Raw genomic sequence first — 21143 nt, 5'->3', positions numbered from 1 at the left:
GGACGCCAGCGGCAGGAGTTCCTTATAGCCCCGATTGGTTGCTCATCGAGTCGGTGTCGAGCGGGGCCCAGTGCTCGACGATTTGGCCGTTGCGGACGCGGACCGTCTCCATGCTGAGGACCTCGTAGCCCCATCCCCGGTGATCGCCTTGGATGCCTCCTCGGTGGTCGACGACCTCGGGGGCGACCAGTTTCAGGGCGTCTTCGAGCCGGCCTTCCAGGACTTGGGCGTAGCTCTCGACGCTGCGTCGTGTATCTCCCGGTCCGGGGTGCGGGGTGTCTGCTGCTCCCTGATGAGGATCTCCTCTGGTGGGGATGAGCGAGGCGGTGAGTGGGAAACTCCTCGGTCAGTGGGTTCGGCTACCGTAATTGGGGAAGTCCCCAGTTCGCAGGGAGGGTCATGCCACCGCCGAGCACCGGACCTGCGCAGCGTCCGGAACCCCATCGTCGTCTTCGCGCGGACGCTCAGCGCAACTACGACCTGCTCGTGTCCGCGGCCAGGGACGTCTTCCACGAGCACGGCGTCGACGCCCCGCTTGACGACATCGCTCGCCGGGCCGGTGTCGGCAACGCCACGATGTATCGGCATTTCCCGACGCGCCGCGAACTGATCATCGCCGTCTACTCCGGGGAAGTGGCCGAGCTCTGCGCCCGGAGCCAGTCCCTGCTGGCCGAGGATCCTCCCGGCGACGCCCTCTTCGGCTGGCTCCAGGACTTCATCGCACACGTGGCGACCAAACGGGAACTGGCGCTGTCGATCACCGATGACCGCGCCGGTCAGCGCTCCGCACTGTTCGACCGTTGGCACGACTCGATGCACACAGCCGCGTCCGCACTACTGACCCGGGCGCAAAGCGCCGGTGCTGTCCGCCCTGACCTCAAGGCATCGGAACTACTGGCCCTGGCCAACGGGATCGCACTGACCGCTACGGACGCCACTCAAGCAGAGCGCCTCGTCATGCTGATCAGACAGGGCACGGAAACTCCCTCGGCAGCGGCCGACAACTCTCGCTGAGAGCGGCAAGCGCGACGCCGGCTTTCGCTGCGACCGGAGGGCCCCGATTGCCGGGCCACGGAAGACGCGTGGGAGTGCGGTCCGCAAGAGACGCAACCATTCTTCTCGGATGTCATTCGATGGCTTTCTCGGACCACACCCTCCACAGGCGCAGATGGTCGGTGCGGTCGAGGTCGGGAGCGAAGAGCATCCCGACGTCGGTGCCGGCCATACGCAGTCCGAGCGCGTCGTCGTCCAGCACCACTTCGGGCGCCGACTTCCAGGCAACTCCTGTCGTGGCCAATTCGGCGATCACCCGCTCGTAGGGAAGATCGGCGGGTTGTGGCTCCTGCCAGCCGCATACAGCGAAGGGCAAGGAGACCGAGGTTCTCTGCAGCGGCACGGCCATGTTGTGCACCGTGCCTTGGAAGATCATCAGTTCGAGGTCGTCCCAGAGATGGTGGAAGAACTTCTTGGGTGAGGGGCGGAATCGGCCGTCTGGATCGATCGGGCCAAGGAGCCGCTCGACCTCCAGCAGAGGCATGCCGCACCGTACCGGCCCCAGTTGTCCGGACGCTGCGAACTCCACTACCAGTAAAAGGAGGCTGCTGTTGTGAACATGTCGAGTCCTTGGGAGATCGTCCACGCGGCACAGTATTACTTAAGCCTCGCGAAGGCCACAACTGCCTTTTGGGAGATGATTTTAAATCGGACGAGAATGGGGCTGATTAGAGATTAAAGTCAGTGATCTCTCAAGTGGGCTGGTCGGCGAACGCGGTACTTCTCGTAGTATTGAGGTGATAGGTGTACTATGCCCTTCAGGTCGCCATTGCGAAATGGATTGCGGCAATGATCTCTAGTCGGGGATCGATCAGGTGCCTGGCCGCGCCAGTGGCAGTTGGCCAGCCCTGCTGGAGAGCGCTAGCCGTAACGCAGGTCGTCGCGGTGGTGGGACAGGTAGCGGATGGCTATGGCTATCTCTAGTCCGTTGTGGAGGTCGGTGGGAGCGGCGGCGACGCATTGTTCGGCGACTTGGGCCTCGGCAATGTGCAGGCGGCGGGCGGTGTGTCACCATTAATCAGGGCGTCTACTTTGGCGACTGTAGGTACTGCTGGATTTCGATGGCTATTTCGTCGCGTTGGGCGGTGCTGAGGTCTCGGTCCTCGGGTTGGCCGAGCATGGTGAATACCTTGGGCCCGCGCCGTTCGTCCGCCAAGTCGTTCATGCGCGCGATGATATGGAAGTGGACGTGGGCGAAGCCCTCGGCCTCGGCGAATTGAGCGACGTAGGTTTTGGTGCAGCCAGTGACGGCATGTAGAGCCCGTGACAATCGCACCTGCCACTGGCCCAGCACGGCGGCCTCGGCGTCGGTCAACTCGGCGATGGTGGTCACGTGCCGCAGGGGCACCAGGACCAGCCAGCCGGGCAGGCCCGTGCCGAACGCGTGCGCTGCCCGCCAGTACTGGTCGGCCGCGATGAGTTCGCGGGGCGAAAGTGAGCTAAGGCGTGCATTGTTGCCGCAGGTCAGGCATCCCGATGAGATCGTCATGGTGCCCGATCGTAGATGGTGCCCACCTGGTGTTCTCGGCGTCTAGCCGGGCATCTGCCGGGAGGTCAGTCGTTGTCGATCCGGGCTGGTGTAGCACGGGCGTGCTCGACCGCTCGCGTGCCGCCGCTGTAGTTCGGCCGCTGCGCCGGAGGTTGAAGATCTCGTTTGTCGGTGAAGGGCGACAGACTCGGTGTTGGTACTTCTTTCAGGGCTTGAGGAGGCGGCCATGCAGGTACTGTTCAGCGGCGAGGTGCACGTTCACTACAGTCAGTTGTACGTCACCAGTTCGCCGGACCTGATATCTGACCTGCAGGGCTGTTTCCTGGGGCAGGAGAACGGGTTGTGCGGCGCAGCGTCACCAGGGGCGCTCTACCTGATCACCGGGTTGCACACCGGAGACGTCGGGGTCGTCGTCGAGTCGCATAGTGAGCCGCCTCCGGTCGACAAGGACTGGGAGGAGATCGTCGAGGTCTCGTTCACACCCGAGACCGATGACGTGACCCTGATGCAGTGGGCCGGCGAGGCCGCGTGGAGTCTGGATCTGGATCGGGTCGACTACCGCGTCCGGTACTGCGCGAGCGGCATGCAGGCGGCCAGGGACGCCGACACCAGGCTCGATGACGAGCCGCAAATCGACCGTTATCTCCTGCAATTCTGGCCCGCCCCGCCCGAGGCCGACCGCGTGCTGAAGCAGACCACGGAGCACGCGGCGTATTGGCACAGCTTCGCGCGTGGCCTGCCGCCGGCTCCGACACCCGAGGAGCAAGCCGAGGCTGCACGCCTGGCCGAGTTGGAGAAGGAACGCGAGAGGGAGCGGGCCAAGCTGCGGTTCGAGACACATTCGTGGGGCGGGCACCTCCCTAGCGAGCGGCTTCGGCGCGTGTCCGGTAACGCGCGCGCCATGGCGCGGCTCGACCGTGAGCTCGGCGAGGCGATAGCCGCCGCTGATCCGCAGGTGCAGCGCGAGGTCGCCCGGTGGGTGGCGCGCCGGGCCTACGACGTGGCCGGTCTCACGAGTATCGATTGGATCGCGCCCGCGCTGCACGCCATGGACCAGGGGCGCGACCTGCCCCCGCCCTTCGACGACTTCGAACAGGTCTGGCCGAGGCTATGGGCAGACGAGCGCGTGCCGAGTACGACGGTCACGCTTCCTCATGGGCAGATCCATAACTTCTCCCAGCAGGCCGCCGCCATACCCGCACTGTTCGGGGCCGTCGAATCCGACCCGTTGCAGGCCGCGCTCGACGCCCTCTGGGCTGCGGCGGCGGCCTTCGGTACCGAGCACCCCAGCCTTCTGCAGGAGGTTCGGATCGCGTTCAAGCTTTGATGCGAGCTCGACGGTCAGCGACCTCGTATCCGCGTTGGTGCGGCACCGTCATGATTCATTTGGAGACCCATCGGCCGGTTGACCTGGGCGATGGCCGCGATGTCCGGGATGTTTGGCCTCCTGGCTGGCCCTACGCTCTGCCATCCCGGGGTGATCTGCCGGGATCGGGGGGCGGCTTTGCCGGCGGTGTGCGGCAGGGAGCGCCCCAGGCGGTGCAGGTCGTTGCCCGCTTCCGCCTGTGGCACAAGCTTGGTCATGCCGTCGAACGATCGTGGCGGCCGCCCACGGCGCGCTCGTCGTAGCGTTGACGGTTGCGTGTGGGGGGAGCGGCTTGCCAACGTGGAGGCGGCGGGGTAGCGCGCGGTGGTCGACGCGGCGCAGGGCGCGCGGTAGCGCGTCCTCGACCTTCGGCAGGTGCGCCTGCTGCGGCCCGTCCACCTGGTTCTCGGTCGGGAGTAGGGCGAACCGGCGGCGGGGCATTCGTCGGCGCAGGTGGATCGCCGCATCGCGGGCGTGACCGGCGCTGGATGGTCGGTGGAGCCGCACACCCGGCGCGGGTCGCCGTCATCCAGATCCTCGGCGAGCACGGCCTTCATCCCGTCCACGAGGCCGACGAGGTGCAGGGCGGCTGCGAACGGGTCGCATTTGACCGCGTGAGTGTTCTTAGCGATCAACGGGGCGGACCGTGGCGGTGGGGGTGCGGGGGCCACTGGTGGCGGACGCTGTCAGCATCCCGCCGAGCACGGTCGCGGCGTTTCCGGGACGTCTTCGGCCAGTACATCCACGACATCCACGGCCTCACCGAGACGACCTCGCCGTCCCACGCCGTCCCGCTTGCTCCGAGGCGCCGGTGGACGTTCGCGCCCGTGGTGTGTCACCTGGTGACGGGTGGGTGAGGGCAGGCAGGCGTCGGTGCCCCCGGAGGGACATGCGTCGCAATCGCCGAGGCTGGCCAGTGTGGTCCTGCGATTGATCGATGCGCGAGGCGGGTGCCTGCCAGCGCCGGGACGTCCTGGTACTGCTTGCGGCGGCATTTGCAGCTGGCGACGCACATGGCGTGGGTCACGGGCGTCCCGCGCCCGACGTCGGCGCCCTCGTGCAGGCCGCGTCGCGGCCCCGTCTCGATTGGGGGCGAGGTGCTGGGGCGGGGGCGTTAGAGGGCGCCGGGTGGGTGGTTGGTGCGGTGGGTGGGGTTGTGCTCTTGGGGGTGTGGGGGTGGTCGGGTGAGGGTGTTGGGGTGAGAGGTGTTGGTGGGGTGAGAGGTGGTGGTGATTTTGGGGTCGATGATCCAGGGGGTGGGCTCTCGGTCGGGGAGGTCGGGGAGGTCGGGGAGGTCGGGGAGTTTTGGTGGTTGGGTGTTTGGTGGGTGGGTGTTTGGGGGGCGGAGGCGGTAGATGTGGCGGCCGTTGGTTGTTCGGGTGATGTGGATGTTGTCGGGGTTGGTGGCCTTGTAGCGGTTGTGCCAGCCGCAGGTGAGGGTTAGTTGGTCGATGTCGGTGGGGGCTCCGAGGGCCCAGCCGTGGACGTGGTCGACTTCGCACAGGGGGCCGGGAACTTGGCAGCCGTGTACGGCGCAGGTGGGGTTGAGTGCTTCGAGGGCGCGGCGCTGGGCCGGGGTGGCGAAGCGTTCGGTGCGGCCGAGGTAGAGCGGGATGCCGCCTTGGCCGAGGAGCAAGGGTGAGACTCCGGCGGACAGGGCGATGCGGCGGGCTTGTTCGGCGGGGATGGGGGTGCCGTCGGGGAGTCGGGCGGGGGTGGTGCCGCCGGTGAGGGTGTCCAGGTCGCAGATGACGGTGACCTTGGTGGCCCGGTGGCCGCCGGAGAGAACGGAGGTCAACGCTGCCGCCGTGCGTTCGGCCAGGTCGCGGTGGTCGTCGGTTCCGGCGGGTTTGGCCAGGGGGCCGAGGGTGCCGTCCCAGATGGCGGCGTCTTCGGCGTTGAGCCAGCCTTTTATGTAGCGGCCGCCGTCCAGGGAGCGGGTGGAATCGATCCAGGAGCGTTCGTATCCGCGCCGGGTGTCGTCGGGGGCAGGTTCGGTGCCGTCGCGCTCGGTGATGATGTCGCGGATGCGGCGGCCGAAGGCGGCGATCTTCCCGGCGGAGAAGTCCTTGCCGACCATGTCGAGCAGGACTTCTTCGGCCGTCGCGCAGTCGTGGTCGTCCAGGCGGGCGACGGCGCCTGCGATGGTGGCGGCGTAGCCGAACGACAGTTCGCCTGCGGCCCACTGTTCGGCCACCTGGGGGAGGCGGTGGTGCTGGCGGGCCAGGGTGAGGCGTTCCTTGGCGCGGGCGTCGCGCATGCCGAGGCGGTTGCGTAGCCATGACTGGGTGGAGGGGAAGCCCCACCGTTGTACTTCGCGGCCGGTGTCGACCACGCCGATGAGTCCGGCGAGGGCGGCTTCGTGCATGTCGGTGGCGGCGGCGAGGGTTTCGGTGAGTTCCATGCAGGCGGGCGCCGATGGTGGTGGGGTGCGCCTGGCGAGTTCGGCGGCGATCGCGGACGCGGCGTTCACCAATTCCATGGTGGACGCCGATTCAAGATCGACCGCGATTTTCCCGCCCATGACTTCATGATATGCGATTTCGGTGGCTTGAATGTTCGGCGGACGGTTGGATTATTGTCACCCCCCGGACACGTCGGAGTTAGACGGCGCTGCTGCCTCTGTGGCGCGGTCTTCATTGACTCCAGGCGCATGCCGCCCGTCAGGCGATTGGCGTGTGTGGGCCTCGGCGGTTTTGCGCTCCGCCCTTATTGTTCGCTTTGGGTTGTCGGCTCTTGGAGGGCGGTGGGGGCGGCGCGTCGGGCAGGGGCAGGCGGAGCCTGCCCGATGAAAGCTGCACCTAGGGGCCGTAGAGGCTCCGAAGTCAAGGGTGGGACGGAGTCCCATCGCGAAGCGACGCCGAAGGCGCCCTTGACTTTGGAGGGGCGGCCCCGTACGCAGCGCCGCCCCCACCGCACGGCCGAACGAACATCGAACAATGCATGGCGCTCCGATGCTCAAATTCGATGCCGGTTTCATTCTCAAGATTAGAGATGAAACCCGAATGAAAGTGTGCTGAAAATTGGAGGATGCAAACTCCGTGGCATGACAACGAAAGCACGGCAGACGGCCATCCATGCGACCGGGCTGCGGAAGGCGTTCGGGGAGAAGGTCGTCCTCGACGGGATCGATCTGGAAGTGTCGCGCGGGACGGTCTTCTCGTTGCTCGGGCCGAACGGGGCCGGGAAGACGACGGTGGTGCGGATCCTGTCCACACTGATCCGCGCGGACGCCGGCGAGGCGCGCGTCGCCGGACGGGATCTGGCGCAGGACCCCGACGGGGTGCGCAGGGCGATCGGGGTGACCGGGCAGTACTCGGCGGTCGACGGTCTGCTCACCGGCCGGGAGAACCTGATCCTGATGGCGGACCTGCACCACCTCGGCAAGGCCGACGGCCGCCGGATCGCCGACGAGCTGCTGGAGCGGTTCGACCTGGTGGATGCGGCGGGCAGGACGGCCGCCACGTACTCGGGCGGCATGCGGCGGCGGCTCGACATCGCGATGACGCTGATCGGCGACCCTCAGATCATCTTCCTGGACGAGCCGACGACCGGGCTCGATCCGCGGAGCCGGCGGACGATGTGGGAGATCATCCGGGAGCTGGTCCAGGGCGGCGTGACGATCTTCCTCACCACCCAGTACCTGGAGGAGGCGGACCACCTCGCCGACAAGATCGCGGTACTGGACGAAGGCCGGCTGGTCGCCGAGGGCACGGCTGACGAGTTGAAGCGGCTGGTCCCGGGCGGGCACGTCCGGCTCCGGTTCGCCGATCCGGCCGAGCTGGACAAAGCGGCGCGGACGCTCGGCGTGACGACGCGCGACGACGACGCGCTCGCTTTGCAGGTGCCGAGTGACGGCAGCGTCCGGTCGCTGCGATCGCTGCTCAGCCACCTGGAGAACGCGTCGATCGAGGTGGACGATCTCTCCGTCCACACCCCCGATCTGGACGACGTCTTCCTCGCTCTCACCGGCCAGACCAAGCACGGGCAAGAGACCGACCACGAGAACCAGGACGAGAGGGTGAGTTCGCGATGACGACGCTCACGCAGGCCGCGACCGACTCCGCGACGATGCTGCGCCGCAACCTGCGGCACGCGCTCCGCTACCCGTCCCTGACGTTGGCCGGGATGATGGTCCCGATCCTGATCCTCCTGCTCTTCGTCGGCGTCTTCGGCAACGCGCTCGGCGAGGGCGTCGGCGGGGCGGCGAAGGGCGACTACATCAACTACGTGTCGCCGGGGATCATCCTGATGGCGATCGCCTCCGGGTGCATGGCGACGTCCGTCGCCATCTGCATGGACATGACCGAGGGCATCGTCGACCGGTTCCGGACGATGGCGATCTCGCGGTCCTCGCTGCTGACCGGGCACGTCGTCGGCAGCATGATCCAGACGGTGATCAGCACGGCGGGGGTCATCGCCGTCGCGGTCGCGATGGGGTTCCGGACGCACGGCGGCGTCCTCGACTGGCTCGCCGCGATCGGGCTGATGCTGCTGCTCACGTTCGCGCTGACCTGGGTGGCCGTCACGCTGGGGCTGCTGGCGAAGAACCCGGAGGGCGCGAGCAACTCGCCGATGATCATCCAGTTCATGCCGTTCCTCGGCAGCACGATCGTCCCGCCGGAGTCGATGCCCGCCGGGGTGCGGTGGTTCGCCGAGTACCAGCCGTTCACGCCGATCATCGAGACGGTGCGGGGCCTGCTCCTGACGACGCCGGACGTGCGCGACGTGATGCTCTCCCTCGCGTGGTGCTCGGGCCTGGCCCTGGCCGGCTACGTGTACTCGAAGGTGCTGTTCAACCGGAAGGCGCCCCGCTGACGCGGGTCCGCATGAGTCGGCGGGCCGCGTCCCGCAGCTCTTCACGGCCGAGGCCGGCGTACTCCGACACCGCGTCGGCATACGCCGGCCCGTCGGCTTCCTCGGCGGCGCGGCGAGCGGGCGCGGACGACATGGTCGGCTGGAACGCCCGGATGTGGTGGAGCCGCTCCGCGAGCGCGATCGCGCGTGCGGCCCACGCCCGACCGTCCGACCCGACATCGGGTCGGGCGAGTTCCGCCGCGGCGAGGGCGAGCAGCAGACCGCCGCAGACGGGCAGGTCCATGAAGAAGGACGGCAGCGGCTCCTGCCGGTCGGAGAGCAGGACGGCGAGCTTGGCCGGCAGCCCCGCGACGATGTCCTCGACCAGGTCGAGCCGGCCGTGCCCGGCGTGGGCGACGACGGCGACGCAGTGGGCTTCGAGCGTCCACGGGTCCAGGTCGGACGCCACCATCGGGTTGGGATCGCGGGAGAGCCGATCCACCGCTTCCCGCCACAGCCGCAGCCCGGTGTCCACGTCGCCGCGTGCGATCGCGATCTCCGCGCGCGCACCGAGAGTGAACGTGGCCGTGCCGTACTCGTCGTCCTGTCCAGGGCCCTGGAGGAGCGACCGGTCGAGCCACTGCTCCGCCTCGTCGCATTGCCCGAGGGAGATGTGCGCGGCGGCGAGCGCCCACATCAGCCCGAACGTGTCAGGCCACCTGTGCCGCTCCATCAGCTCCAGCGACGTGTGAAGGTGATGCAGGGCACGCTCGCCCTGGTCGAGCTGCGCCAGAAGCTCGCTGAGCCGCGAGTGGGCGAGCAGCCGCAGCCACGGGGCGGGCGACGTACCGGCCCCTGCGAGCATCCGTTCGGTGGCCGCGACCGCGCCGTCCAGATCCCCGTTCCTCTCGTACAGGTAGCCGGCGCCGAAGTTCGCGACGGCGACGAGCGAGGGGGCGTCGCTCGCGCACATCGCGGTGAGGACGGGACTGTCCGGCCCGAGGATCTCCGGCATCGAGGCCATCATGAGCGCCATGGCCCGGACGGGGTCGGTCGGAGGCGGTGCCGGGAGACGCCGCAGCGCGACGAGAGCGCGCGTCGCACGCGGTCCCTTCAGCATGGACGTCATCAGGACGCTGAGGGCGAGCGCCGTCCGGGTGACCTCGACGTCCTCCGGCCCGGGTCGGAACCGGCTCAGCAGCCCCGCCCCCTCCTCCAGCAGGACGATCAGCCGGCTGTAGGCGGATTCCAGCGTCCACATCCCGCCGAGGACGGCGGCCACCGCCGCGACGGCCGCGCCGTCCTGCCGGGCGAGCCCGTGGCGGTGCACGTGCAGCAGGTTGTCCTGCTCGACCCGGACGCGCTCCACGAAGTCGAACGGCTCGGCGCCGAAGAGCTGCCCGTGGTGCATCGCCCCGAACTCGCGAGCCCACGCGAGCAGCCCGGCGACCGCGCGTTCCGTCTCGCCCTCGGCCTCCCGGTGGGCCCCGCTGAACTCGCGGACGCTCTCCAGCATCCGGAACCGGGTCCCCGGCACGCCCTCGACCACCTCAAGCAATGACTGGTCGACGAGATCCTCCAAAACCTCCAACACATCACCACCGGACGGCAGGGCTTCGCCACCGAACAGCAGGTCCTCGCCACCGAACGGCAGGGCTTCGCCACCGGACGGCAGGGCTTCGCCACCGAGCAACAGGTGGCGCGCCGCGTCGGCCGTGAACCCGGCGGGGAAGATCGACAGCGCCCGCATGGCCGCCCGTCCCGAGGGGGAGAGCAGGTTCCAGCTCCAGTCGACGACGGCGTGCATGGTCCGGTGCCGGGACGGCGCGTCGCGCGCGTTCCCCCGCAGCAGCGCGAACCGGTCGTCCAGGCGACGGGCGATCTCCGGCACGGACATGACCCGGACGCGCGCCGCCGCCAGCTCGATCGCGAGCGGCAGCCCGTCGAGGTGGCGGCACAGCTCCTCGACGGCCCCGTCCGCCAGGTCGGCGCCGGGACGCGCCGCCTGCGCCCGCTGCCGGAACAGCTCCACGGCCGTCGGCAGGTCCAGGGCGGGCAGCGGATACACCGACTCCGACGACAGCCCGAGCGGCGCGCGGCTCGTGGTGAGCACGCGCAGATCCCGCGTCATGGACACCAGGGCACCGGCCAGGCCGGCGGCGCCGTCGATGACGTGCTCGCAGTTGTCCAGGACGAGCAGCACCGGCCCCGGGCCGAGGACGTCCGCGATCGCGGAGACCAGGTCGGCCGGCCCGCCGAGGCGTCCGCGCCCCCGAGGGGACTCGCCAACGCCGAGGACGGACGCGACCTCCCCGGCCACGTCCTCGTCCCGCGCGACACCGGCGAGCGCGACGACGTGGACCGCCCGCTGCGGGGCGTCCCGCGCGACGGTGTTCGCCAGCCGCGTCTTGCCCAGACCACCCGTACCGACGATCGAGGTGACGCGGGACGTGCGCAGCAGGCCCAGCACGGCGGCGAGGTCCCCGTCGCGGCCGAGCAGCGGGTTCGGCTCGTGCGCGACCCCGCGCCGGACGGCGGGCGCCTCGTCCAGCAGCAGCTCCCGCTGGACGTCCTGGAGCGGCGCCCCCGGATCGGTGCCCAGCTCGTCCCGCAGCGAGCGCCGGTAGGACTCGTACCGGGCCAGCGCGGCCGAAGGACCCGCCGTGGCCGCTTCGCACCGCAGCAGCTCGGCGAGCACCTCCTCGTCCCGCGGGTACTCGCGGACGACACCGGTGAGCGCGTCGAACCCCTCCGCGTGGCGCCCGAGCCGCGCCAGGGCGAGCGCGCGGGCACGCATCAGCGTCCAGTGCGTCGAGACCCGATCCGCCCGCAGGACGGACACCGGATCGTCCCCGGCGTCCGGCTCGGCTGGCGGCGCCTCCCACAGCGCGAGCCCTTCCTCGGCGTGCGCGAGCGCGCCCGCATGGTCGCCGTCACGGGAGCAGCGGGCGCTCGCGGACGCGGAGAGCACCACGGCCGACGCGTCCACGGCGGCCTCGTCCAAGCCGAGCCGGTACCCGGTGGGCGTGCTGGCGATCACGTCGGCGCCGAGCTGGGACCGCGCCCGCGAGACGACGACCTGGAGGGCTTTGGCCGGGTTCTCGGGACGACCGTCCGGCCACAGCCCTTCGACCAGCCGCACCACGGACACGCCGGTGCGCGGCTCACCCGCGAGCAGCGCGAGAAGACCCCGCAGCCGAGGACTCGTGACATCCCGCCCACGACAGGCGACGCGGGACAACAGCCTCAGCTCGACGGTCACACGGACACACTAGAGCCGGGTGGAGCGGGACGGAGCGGCTCAGAGCGGGTCAGGGCGGCTCAGAGCGGGTCAGCTCGTGCGGTAGTGGCGGCGGAGGGCGATGCCGGCCGCCACGCCGCCCGCGATGGCGCCGGCGCCCGCGGCGGCGGGGAGGGCGACCATCGTGACCTTGCGGCCGGTGCGGAAGTCGTGGATCGGCCAGCCGTGGTCCCTGGCGTGCGCGCGCAACTCCGCGTCGGGGTTCACCGCGTGCGGGTCGCCGACGGCGGTCAGCATCGGCAGGTCGTTGATCGAGTCGCTGTAGGCCGAGCAGCGCGCCAGGTCGAGCCCTTCCCGCTGGGCGAGGGCGCGGACGGCCTCCGCCTTCGCGGGCCCGTGCAGCAGGTTCCCGACGAGCCGCCCGGTGTAGAGGCCGTCGCTGGTCTCGGCGACGGTGCCGAGCGCACCGGTGAGGCCCAGGCGGTGCGCGATCGTCCGGGCGACCTCGACGGGCGTGGCGGTGACGAGCCACACCTGCTGGCCCGCGTCGAGGTGCTGGAGGGCGAGGGAGCGGGTGCCGTGCCAGATGCGGTCGGCCATCACCTCGTCGTAGATCTCCTCGCTCAGGTTGACGATCTTGTCGACCCGCTGCCCGGCGACGAACGCGAGCGCGGCCTCCTTGGCGCTGCCGATGTGCTCGGAGTTCTCGGTGCCGCGCAGCCGGAACGCGGCCTGGCCCCAGGCGAACATGGCGAGGTCGCGCATGGTGAACAGCTTGCGGGCGGCGAGCCCGCGCGCGAAGTAGTAGATGGACGCGCCGCGCATCATCGTGTTGTCGACGTCGAAGAACGCCGCCGCCGCGGGGTCGGGCGCCGGGAGCGGTCCCAGTTCGGCCGCCGCGGCGGCGGCCTCTCCGGCGCTCTTGTGGTCCTCGTCCCTGCCGCGGCCCCAGAAGTCCCGCTGCCAGATTCGCCGCATGAGCGAAGCCTAGTCAACCGGCTCCCCGTGGCCGTCCGCACGGCCGTGATTGCGACCGTCCTCACTCCGGTCGCCCGCGGCCGCCACCAGCCGCTCGCGCAGAACGGCGCGGAACCGCGGGTCCGGCCTCGGGTCGCCCGCCCGTAGCCGCCCCAGCACGTTCCCCTGCTCTGCGATCTTTCCCCGCCTCGTCTTCACGTCCCGGTTCTCACTGGCCGCTCCCTTGCGGACTCCAGGCGCGAACGCGCTCCTGCCCGCAAAACGAGCGGGCTCCGGGCCGGGTTACGGCCCGAAGGTTCATTGATAAACAATGCAATAGCCGTCGCGCAAGGGGCCGGTGTCCCGAAACCGGCGTGCGCCCCTGGGCGGGCTCAGCCGCGGAGGTCGGCCGGGAGCATACGGGCCAGGGACCGGACGGCCCGGTACTGCAGCGCCTTGATCGCGCCCGGCTTCTTGTCCATGATCAGGGCGGTCTCGGCGACCGTGAGCCCGTGCAGGAACCGCAGCACCACGCATTCCTGCTGCTCGGAACCCAGCTGCCGGACGGCCAGCAGCAGCGTCCGGTTGGTCATCGCGTCCAGGACGGCCCGCTCCGGCCCCTCCTGGTGGTGCTCGGGCTCGGCCGGCTCGGCGGTGCAGACCTCCAGCCGGTACCGGCCGGACTTGAAGTGGTCGGCGACGAGGTTCCGGGCGATCGTCACCAGCCAGGCGCCGAAGTCCTTGCCCTGCCAGTGGAAGTCGCAGATGCGGCGGAGGGCGCGCAGGAACGTCTCGCTGGTCAGGTCCTCGGTGAGCGAGTGCGTCCCCACCCGGTAGTAGATGTACCGGTAGACGAGCTCGACGTAGTGGTCGTAGAGGGAGCCGAACGCCTCGGCGTCGCCGTCCCGCGCCCGCAGCACCAGCGCCTTCAGAACCTCGGCACGGTCACCTGCCCGGTCACTGGCGCGGTCACCAACACGGTCGCCGGCGCGGTCACCAACACGGTCGCCGGCGCGGTCACCAACACGGTCGCCGGCGCGGTCACCAACACGGTCGCCGGCGCGGTCACCAACACGGTCGGGGGAGCGGCCTGCGGTTCTTCCGGCCGGACGGACCAGCCCGCCCCGGGAAGGCCGAGGAAGCGGGACGACCCCGGCATCGAGGGTCAAGCTGCTCATGCAGTTCTCCTCGGGGCGTACGCGACCTCCGGCGTGATCTGCCACTCTAGAGACCGAAAGGTACGCAAGGCAATGGTGCGTTCCCGGGAGCGGTTACCCGTCCGCCCCCGGCATCGGGCACCATGGGGCGCGATGGTCGATGCTCTCCTCGCGCTATTGGCGACCCTTGGTGCCCTCGCGGCGACCGGGTTGCTGATTCAGCGCGCCTCCAAGGACCGGCTGCTCTATCTGATCGCCTGGTCGTTCACCCAGGTCGGGCTCACGCTCGCCCTGCTGTCCATGGGCGTCGGCTTCCTCGCCGGGTTCAACGGCCTGCTGTTCCGCGTGATGGAGCTCGGCGCGGCGCTGATCGGGCCGGTGTGGCTCGCGCTCGGCATGATCGAGCTGATCGCGCGGTACGTGCAGGTCCGGTTCGCCGCCTGGCTGTTCGCGATCTCCTACACGGTCGTCGCGATCGTGATCCTGATCCTCGACCCGCTCAAGGGCTCGCTGTCCAAGAGCCTGCCCAAGCCGGGCGACACCTACGACGCGCTGCCGCTGCTGCTGATCGACGGCGCGCACGTCGTCGCGGTCCTCGCGCTCGCGGGCTGCACCGGTGTGACCGCGTGGCTGGCCAGCAAGCAGGACCAGGAGGCGGCGGAGCTGCTCATCCCGATCGCGCTCGTCGCCCTCGCCGGCGTGCTGGTGGTCAGCGGCACCCGCGGGTTCCTGCCCGCGCCGCTCGCCGTCATCGCGCTCGGCGCCGCCGCCGGCCTCGTCTGGTACGGCGCGATGCGCACGATCCCGGTGTACGACGAAGAGGGCTACGACGACTACGAGGACGAGCCCGCCACCGGCTACGAGGAGCAGGGCTACGCGCCCGCGTCCCGGCCGGAGCCCGTCCCGGCGCCGACCCCGCCCCCGGACCAGCGGCGCGGCGAGCTGCGCTTCCCCGAACCGTCCTCCGAGGAGCTGCGCTTCCCCGAGAACACCAGCATCCCGGTCCCCGCGCAGCCCGCCTACCCCGAGAGCCCGGCGCCCAACCCGGCCGGTCCCACGGCCGTCGACGGGATCGGCAACGCGCTCGACCAGTCGCCGCTCGCCGGTCTCGCCAGGCCGGGCGCGCTCGGCGGGGAGCTGGCGAACGCGTGCGGCCAGATCACCGTCTACACGCTGCTGGACGGGCGCGAGAGCGCCTTCGACCGGCTCGCCGCCGACCTGGTGAAGGCGGCCCTGGCCGCCGAGCCCGAGACGCTGATCTTCGCCTCGCACGAGGTGGTGGGCGCCCCCACGCAGCGGATCTTCTACCAGCTGTTCCGGGACGAGGCGGCGTTCGCCGCGCACCGCCGCCAGCCGCACCTGCAGCGCTTCCTCGCCGAGTCCCGCACCCACGTGATCGCCACCAACGTGATCGAGCTGAAGCTCGGCGCGGCCAAGGTGCCGCTGCCCGCGCCGGAGTTCCCCGGGAGGTGACATGCCGGCGCAGATCATGATCACGCTGCTCGGCAAGCCCGGCTGCCACCTGTGCGAGGACGCCCGCGCGGTGATCGAGCGCGTCGCCCGCGACCTGGACGTGCCGTGGGAGGAGCGCGACATCACGAAGTCGGAGCGGGACACCGAGCAGTACTGGGAGCAGATCCCCGTCACTCTGATCAACGGCGTCCAGCACGACTTCTGGCGCGTCGACGAGGCCCGCCTCCGCGCGGCCATCGCGAAGCTCCGCTGACCGGCGCGTGGGACGATAGGACAAATTTTGTCTCGTCGGTCACATCCCTGCTCCGTCGAGCCTTTCCGGATTTAGGGTGGAAGACCCTGCTAGACGGGCTTTTCGTATATCAGCCGGAACGCCCGCGGACCCCACAACCGGGGGGTGACTTTGTGCGTGTATTCACAAAGGCTTAACCTGGTGGACGGCCCTGGGGCGGCCGGGGCGTGGCCGTGAGGCCGCCGCCCGCCCGCGCGTGCCGAGGGCCGGCGGTCATCCCCATGACCTTTCCCAGCGTCGAGCCCGAAGAGCAGGCCGTGACACCTCGACAGAACCGCCACCGCGACCGCGCGGGCCGCGGCATCCCCGAAGCCACCGTGGCGCGGCTGCCGGTCTACCTCCGGGCCCTCACCGGCCTGCAGGAGCGCGGCGTCGCGACCGTCTCCTCCGAGGAGCTCGCGGCGGCGGCCGGCGTCAACTCGGCCAAGCTCCGCAAGGACCTGTCCCACCTCGGCTCCTATGGGACGCGCGGCGTCGGCTACGAGGTCGAGTACCTCGTCTACCAGATCTCCCGCGAGCTCGGCCTCACCCAGGACTGGGTCGTCGCCATCATCGGTGTCGGTAACCTGGGCCGTGCGCTGGCGGGCTACGGCGGTTTCGCGTCCCGCGGCTTCCGCGTGGCGGGCCTGCTCGACGCGGACGAGTCCATCGTCGGCCAAGAGATCTCCGGCATGACGGTGGAGCACATCGACCGGCTGGAGGACATCATCGCCGACCACGGCGTGTCCATCGCGGTCATCGCGACCCCGGCGGGCGCCGCCCAGGGCGTGTGCGACCGTGTCGTGGCCGCCGGGGTGACGAGCGTCCTGAACTTCGCCCCGGTGGTGCTGTCGGTGCCGGACGGGGTGGACGTGCGCAAGGTCGACCTCTCCATCGAGCTGCAGATCCTCGCGTTCCACGAGCAGCGCAAGGCGGGCGGGCCGGACGGGGTCGCCCCGCTGGCCGGCCCCGAGGAGCCCCCCGGCGCGGCGCAGTACGTGGAGACGGTGGAACTATGAGCCGGACAGCAGCAAGGCGGGCAGGACGGGCAAGCGAGGCAAGGCGGGCAAGCGGAGACGCTGGAGACGGCAAATGAGCATTCTGGTCGTGGGCCTCAGCCACCGGAGCGCGCCCGTGGCGGTACTGGAGCGTGCGGCGGTCGCGGGCGACGATCTGGTCAAGCTGCTGCACGCGGTGCACGAGTGCGCGAACGTCGCCGAGACCGCGATCGTCTCGACGTGCAACCGGGTGGAGATCTACGCGGTCGTCGACAAGTTCCACGGCGGCGTCTCGGCGATCTCCGAGCTGCTGGCCCTGCACTCGGGCGTCCCGATGGACGACCTGTCGCGGCACCTCTACGTGCACTACGAGGAGCGCGCCGTCCAGCACGTGTTCGCGGTGGCGTGCGGCCTGGAGTCGATGGTCGTCGGCGAGGGCCAGATCCTCGGGCAGATCCGCCAGGCGTTCCGGCTCGCCCAGGACGAGGGCACGCTCGGCCGCGACCTGCACGACGTCCTGCAGCAGTCCCTGCGGGTCGGCAAGCGCGCCCACCACGAGACCGGCATCGACAAGGCCGGCGCGTCGCTGGTCAGCGTGGGCCTGGACATCGCCGTTCGGCACCTCGGGCCGCTCACCGGCGTGCGCGCGCTCGTCGTCGGCGCCGGATCGATGAGCTCGCTGGCCGCCACCACGCTGAGCCGCGCCGGGGCGCGCGAGGTCGTGGTCGCCAACCGCACCCACGAGAACGCGGTGCGCCTCGCCGGGTCGCTGGACGTCCCGTCCCGCGCGATCGAGCTGTCCGTCCTGGACGCGGCGATCGCCGATGCCGACCTGGTGGTGTCGTGCACCGGCGCGACCGGGCTGGTGGTGACGACCGCGCAGCTCACGTCCCGCGGCGTCGGCTCGGACGGCCGGCGCCGCTTCTTCCTCGACCTGGCGCTGCCGCACGACGTCGAGCGGAGCGCCGGCGACCTCCCGGACGTCGAGCTGGCCGGCCTGGACGACCTGCGCACCGCGCAGGAGGCCGCGCAGGCGATCGGCCCGGAGGCGGTCGAGGCCGTCCGGCGGATCGTGTGCGAGGAGGTCGAGGCGTTCCTCAGCGCGGCCCGCGCCGCCGCCGTCGCGCCGACCGTCGTCGCGCTGCGCAGCAAGGCCGCCGAGGTGGTCGAGGCCGAGCTGTCCCGCCTCACGGGCCGGGTGCCCGGGATGGACGACCGGGCCCGCAAGGAGATCGAGCAGACGGTCCGGCGCGTCGTGGACAAGCTCCTGCACGCGCCGACCGTCCGGGTCAAGGAGCTGGCGGCGGCGCCGGGCGGCGACTCCTACGCCGACGCGCTGCGCGAGCTGTTCGACCTGGACCCGAAGGCCCCCGAGGCGGTGGCCCGCGCGGACATGCGCGAGCCGGACGTGCGTGAGATGGACGTGCGCGGGACGGATGTGCGCGGGACGGATGTGCGCGGGACGGATGTGCGCGGGACGGATGTGCGCGGGGAGGAGCCCCGGGTGGATCCGGGGTGCGCGGAGGCCGACTGCGTCAGCCCGGCGCCCCCGCGGGGGAGTGCCGCGGCGCCGGACGGCGTGAACGTGGAGACGGTGAACGCCCAGGCCGCGAGCGTCCGGGCGGTCAGCGCCCGGGACACGGTCCCGGGGCGTGAAGGAGACGAGACGTGAGTACGGCGAGCAGGGGCCCGCTCCGGCTGGGCACCCGCAGGAGCCTGATGGCGATGACCCAGTCCCGGGGCGTCGCGGACGCGTTGTCGCAGCTGACGGGGCATGCCGTCGAGCTGGTCGGGGTAACCACGCAGGGTGATGTGTCCAAGGCCCTGCTCGCCCAGATCGGCGGGACCGGCGTGTTCGTCAACGCGCTCCGCGACAAGATCCTCTCCGGCGAGGTGGACTTCGCGGTGCACTCGCTGAAGGACCTTCCGACGTCCGCGACGCCGGGGATCGCGCTGGCGGCGACGCCGGTCCGCGACGACCCGCGCGACGCCCTGTGCGCCCCCGCGAAGCTCGCCGACCTGCGCCGCGGGGCGCGCATCGGCACCGGGTCGCCGCGCCGCGTCGCGCAGCTGCGGGCGCTGCGTCCCGACCTGGAGATCATCCCGATCCGCGGCAACGCCGACACCCGGCTGCGCAAGGTCGCCGACGGCGAGCTGGACGCCGTGGTGCTGGCGCACGCCGGCCTGAAGCGGATCGGCCGGCTGGACGCGGTCGGCGAGGTCTTCGAGCCGGACCATATGCTGCCGGCCCCCGGGCAGGGCTCGCTCGCCCTCGAATGCCGCGCCGACCGGGACGACCTCCGTGAACTGCTTGGAACGGTCGACGACCCGCCGACCCGGCGGGCCGTCACCGCCGAGCGCACGGTGCTGGCCGTGCTGGAGGCGGGCTGCTCCGCGCCCGTGGGAACATACGCTGCCGAGATAGATGAAAGGCTGCATCTTACGGCGACCGTCGCGGCGTTCGACGGAAGCCGGCAGGTGCGGCTGTCCGCAAGCGGCCACCCGGACGCCGCAGAGCAGATCGGGCGCGACCTCGCGTCCCGGCTGCTCGCGCAGGGGGCCGACCAGTTGATGGGGGAGCGCGATTGAGCCCCGCCGCGAAGTCCACCGCCGCCGAGAAGACCACCACCGACAAGCCCACCGACAAGCACACGGCTGACAGCACCGCCACGGCCGCGAAGGGCGCCCGGACGCGGGCCGCCGTTGCGGCGTCCGCCCGCCGGACGGCCGACCCGGGCACGGTCGCGATCGTCGGCATGGGCCCGGGTGACCCCGGGCTGCTGACCCTGCGCGCCGCCGCCGAGCTGGAGCGCGCCGACACGGTCATCGTGAGCCGGGCGCACTGCCCGGCCGAGATCCTCACGCACTGCCGCCCCGACGCCGAGATCATCGACACGGCGGAGGGCGACCCGGTGAAGCTCGCCGCCCGCGCCGCGAAGGCGGGCCGCCGGGTGGTCCGGCTGTTCCGCGGCGACCCGGGCGTGGCGTGCAGCTTCGCCGCCGAGGGCGGTGCGCTGGCCAAGGCCGGCGTCCCGTTCGAGGTGGTGCCCGGCGTGTCGTCGGTGACGGGCGTGCCCGGCTACGCGGGCATCCCGCTGACGGACGCCAAGAACCGCGAGATCCGGATCGTGGACGCCTCCGAGGGCGGCGTCGACTGGGAGCGCTACGCGGCCCCGGACACGACCCTCGTCATCCTCGGCGCCGAGGGCGCGGTGGCGGAGGTCGCGAAGGGCCTCGTCGCCGCCGGGCGCCCCGACTCCACCCCGGCCGCGATGACGAGCCTCGGCACGACGACCGAGCAGGAGACCGTGGTCTCCACGCTGCAGAAGCTCGCGTCCGACACCAAGGGCATGGAGGCGCCCGCCCTGATCATCGTCGGGGACGTGGTGAGCTGGCGCGACAAGCTGTCCTGGTTCGAGACCAAGCCGCTGTTCGGCTGGCGGGTGCTCGTGCCGCGGACGAAGGAGCAGGCCGCGTCGCTGTCGGACCAGCTGCGCGGGTACGGGGCCGTCCCGGACGAGGTCCCGACGATCTCCGTCGAGCCGCCGCGCACCCCGCAGCAGATGGACCGGGCCGTGAAGGGCCTCGTCACCGGCCGCTACGAGTGGGTCGTGTTCACCTCCACGAACGCGGTGAAGGCGATCCGGGAGAAGTTCACCGACTACGGCCTGGACGCCCGCGCGTTCGCCGGCCTCAAGGTCGCCGCCGTCGGCGAGCAGACCGCCGCCGCGCTGGTCGAGTTCGGCGTCCAGCCCGACCTGACCCCGTCCGGCGAGCAGTCCGGCGAGGGCCTGGCGCGGGAGTGGCCGCCCTACGACGAGGACCTCGACCCGATCAACCGGGTGCTGCTGCCGCGCGCCGACATCGCCACCGACGTGCTCATCGCCCGGCTGACCGAGCTCGGCTGGGAGTGCGAGGACGTGACCGCCTACCGGACGGTCCGGGCCGCGCCGCCGCCCGCGCCGATCCGCGAGGCGATCAAGGGCGGCGGGTTCGACGCGGTGCTGTTCACCTCGTCCTCCACGGTGAAGAACCTCATCGGGATCGCCGGCAAGCCGCACAATGTCACGGTCATCGCCGTGATCGGCCCGCAGACGGCCAAGACGGCGCGCGAGTACGGGCTGCGCGTGGACGTCGAGGCGGACAAGCCGTCGGTATCCGCCCTCGCGGAGGCCCTCGCGGAGTACGGTGCCAAGCGGCGGGCGGCCCAGATCGAGGCGGGGGATCCGCTCCGCAAGCCCAGCCAGATGCGCCGGGGGGCCCGGCGCAGGAGATAGCACACACCCGAAGAGACAGCACACCCGAAGAGACAGAGCCCACCCGAGGAAACCCAGAGGGATC

16 protein-coding genes are annotated in these 21143 nt (G+C 70.9%); 10 read left to right on the top strand and 6 right to left on the bottom strand.

The features are described from left to right. The first annotated feature begins 399 nt into the window (after window positions 1–399). Window positions 400–1014: a TetR/AcrR family transcriptional regulator gene (locus BM339_RS13535; RefSeq protein WP_075021043.1), complete on the top strand. Its 615-nt coding sequence runs from the start codon at window positions 400–402 to the stop codon at window positions 1012–1014. A gap of 112 nt (window positions 1015–1126) precedes the next feature. Here the strand turns inward: BM339_RS13535 and BM339_RS13530 are convergent, their stop codons facing one another. Then, the gene (locus BM339_RS13530) at window positions 1127–1537 is read right to left on the bottom strand and encodes a hypothetical protein (RefSeq protein ID WP_075021042.1); all 411 of its coding nucleotides are present in this window, start codon (window positions 1535–1537) and stop codon (window positions 1127–1129) included. 543 nt (window positions 1538–2080) lie between these two features. After that, a complete protein-coding gene (locus tag BM339_RS13525) occupies window positions 2081–2542 on the bottom strand; it encodes an HIT family protein (protein WP_075021041.1) in 462 nt (153 codons plus the stop codon). A 226-nt stretch (window positions 2543–2768) separates the two neighbouring features. Here BM339_RS13525 and BM339_RS13520 point away from each other — a divergent pair, with 226 nt between their 5' ends. Beyond that, on the top strand, window positions 2769–3869 hold the full coding sequence (locus tag BM339_RS13520; protein WP_075021040.1) for a hypothetical protein: 1101 nt from the start codon (window positions 2769–2771) through the stop codon (window positions 3867–3869). 1153 nt (window positions 3870–5022) lie between these two features. On the opposite strand, the gene BM339_RS13515 is transcribed toward BM339_RS13520, so the two are convergent. Further along, window positions 5023–6432: an HNH endonuclease signature motif containing protein gene (locus tag BM339_RS13515; RefSeq protein ID WP_075021039.1), complete on the bottom strand. Its 1410-nt coding sequence runs from the start codon at window positions 6430–6432 to the stop codon at window positions 5023–5025. 522 nt (window positions 6433–6954) lie between these two features. On the opposite strand from BM339_RS13515, the gene BM339_RS13510 reads away from it, so the two are divergent. Continuing rightward, complete coding sequence (locus tag BM339_RS13510; protein WP_075021038.1) at window positions 6955–7944, top strand: ATP-binding cassette domain-containing protein; 990 nt, start codon at window positions 6955–6957, stop codon at window positions 7942–7944. After that, window positions 7941–8726, top strand: coding sequence for an ABC transporter permease (locus tag BM339_RS13505; RefSeq protein WP_075021037.1), 786 nt, complete (start codon window positions 7941–7943; stop codon window positions 8724–8726). The genes BM339_RS13510 and BM339_RS13505 overlap by 4 nt, the downstream gene beginning before the upstream one ends. Here the strand turns inward: BM339_RS13505 and BM339_RS13500 are convergent. From BM339_RS13500 to BM339_RS13490, 3 genes are all read right to left on the bottom strand, one after another. After that, window positions 8704–11967: an ATP-binding protein gene (locus BM339_RS13500; protein ID WP_075021036.1), complete on the bottom strand. Its 3264-nt coding sequence runs from the start codon at window positions 11965–11967 to the stop codon at window positions 8704–8706. The genes BM339_RS13505 and BM339_RS13500 overlap by 23 nt on opposite strands. Before the next feature lie 69 nt (window positions 11968–12036). Then, on the bottom strand, window positions 12037–12924 hold the full coding sequence (locus BM339_RS13495) for an HAD family hydrolase (protein ID WP_021591667.1): 888 nt from the start codon (window positions 12922–12924) through the stop codon (window positions 12037–12039). A 371-nt stretch (window positions 12925–13295) separates the two neighbouring features. Further along, window positions 13296–14081 carry a sigma-70 family RNA polymerase sigma factor gene (locus BM339_RS13490; RefSeq protein ID WP_083597607.1) on the bottom strand — a complete coding sequence of 262 codons (786 nt, stop codon included), beginning with the start codon at window positions 14079–14081 and terminating at the stop codon, window positions 13296–13298. Between the two features lie 132 nt (window positions 14082–14213). On the opposite strand from BM339_RS13490, the gene BM339_RS13485 reads away from it, so the two are divergent. The 6 genes from BM339_RS13485 (at window position 14214) to BM339_RS13460 (ending at window position 21079) form a co-directional block, all read left to right on the top strand. Further along, entirely contained in the window at window positions 14214–15533 is a 1320-nt protein-coding gene (locus BM339_RS13485) for a putative quinol monooxygenase (RefSeq protein WP_075021035.1), read from the top strand. 1 nt (window position 15534) lies between these two features. After that, window positions 15535–15786 carry a glutaredoxin family protein gene (locus BM339_RS13480; protein ID WP_021591662.1) on the top strand — a complete coding sequence of 84 codons (252 nt, stop codon included), beginning with the start codon at window positions 15535–15537 and terminating at the stop codon, window positions 15784–15786. 296 nt (window positions 15787–16082) lie between these two features. After that, a complete protein-coding gene (locus BM339_RS13475; RefSeq protein ID WP_024935749.1) occupies window positions 16083–16823 on the top strand; it encodes a redox-sensing transcriptional repressor Rex in 741 nt (246 codons plus the stop codon). Window positions 16824–16896: 73 nt separating this feature from the next. After that, complete coding sequence (locus BM339_RS13470) at window positions 16897–18474, top strand: glutamyl-tRNA reductase (RefSeq protein WP_083597606.1); 1578 nt, start codon at window positions 16897–16899, stop codon at window positions 18472–18474. Window positions 18475–18521: 47 nt separating this feature from the next. Further along, on the top strand, window positions 18522–19391 hold the full coding sequence (gene hemC / locus BM339_RS13465) for a hydroxymethylbilane synthase (protein ID WP_420883410.1): 870 nt from the start codon (window positions 18522–18524) through the stop codon (window positions 19389–19391). Between the two features lie 158 nt (window positions 19392–19549). Beyond that, window positions 19550–21079, top strand: coding sequence for a bifunctional uroporphyrinogen-III C-methyltransferase/uroporphyrinogen-III synthase (locus tag BM339_RS13460; RefSeq protein ID WP_256255364.1), 1530 nt, complete (start codon window positions 19550–19552; stop codon window positions 21077–21079). The last annotated feature ends 64 nt before the right edge of the window (window positions 21080–21143 follow it).

Origin of the sequence: Actinomadura madurae, from assembly GCF_900115095.1 — a bacterium.
GTDB classification, from domain to species: domain Bacteria; phylum Actinomycetota; class Actinomycetes; order Streptosporangiales; family Streptosporangiaceae; genus Spirillospora; species Spirillospora madurae.
Note: the sequence above shows the minus strand (reverse complement) of the source record. Positions and strands in the feature narration are given on the sequence as shown.

What these genes read in the sequence shown, in the direction of transcription:
- BM339_RS13520 (WP_075021040.1), top strand. Translation starts at nt 2,769, where the DNA reads ATGCAGGTACTGTTCAGCGGCGAGGTGCACGTTCACTACAGTCAGTTG.
- BM339_RS13490 (WP_083597607.1), bottom strand. Translation starts at nt 14,081, where the DNA reads ATGAGCAGCTTGACCCTCGATGCCGGGGTCGTCCCGCTTCCTCGGCCT.
- BM339_RS13480 (WP_021591662.1), top strand. Translation starts at nt 15,535, where the DNA reads ATGCCGGCGCAGATCATGATCACGCTGCTCGGCAAGCCCGGCTGCCAC.
- hemC (WP_420883410.1), top strand. Translation starts at nt 18,522, where the DNA reads ATGGCGATGACCCAGTCCCGGGGCGTCGCGGACGCGTTGTCGCAGCTG.
- BM339_RS13495 (WP_021591667.1), bottom strand. Translation starts at nt 12,924, where the DNA reads ATGCGGCGAATCTGGCAGCGGGACTTCTGGGGCCGCGGCAGGGACGAG.
- BM339_RS13485 (WP_075021035.1), top strand. Translation starts at nt 14,214, where the DNA reads ATGGTCGATGCTCTCCTCGCGCTATTGGCGACCCTTGGTGCCCTCGCG.
- BM339_RS13515 (WP_075021039.1), bottom strand. Translation starts at nt 6,432, where the DNA reads ATGGGCGGGAAAATCGCGGTCGATCTTGAATCGGCGTCCACCATGGAA.
- BM339_RS13530 (WP_075021042.1), bottom strand. Translation starts at nt 1,537, where the DNA reads ATGCCTCTGCTGGAGGTCGAGCGGCTCCTTGGCCCGATCGATCCAGAC.
- BM339_RS13470 (WP_083597606.1), top strand. Translation starts at nt 16,897, where the DNA reads ATGAGCATTCTGGTCGTGGGCCTCAGCCACCGGAGCGCGCCCGTGGCG.
- BM339_RS13535 (WP_075021043.1), top strand. Translation starts at nt 400, where the DNA reads ATGCCACCGCCGAGCACCGGACCTGCGCAGCGTCCGGAACCCCATCGT.
- BM339_RS13505 (WP_075021037.1), top strand. Translation starts at nt 7,941, where the DNA reads ATGACGACGCTCACGCAGGCCGCGACCGACTCCGCGACGATGCTGCGC.
- BM339_RS13510 (WP_075021038.1), top strand. Translation starts at nt 6,955, where the DNA reads ATGACAACGAAAGCACGGCAGACGGCCATCCATGCGACCGGGCTGCGG.
- BM339_RS13525 (WP_075021041.1), bottom strand. Translation starts at nt 2,542, where the DNA reads ATGACGATCTCATCGGGATGCCTGACCTGCGGCAACAATGCACGCCTT.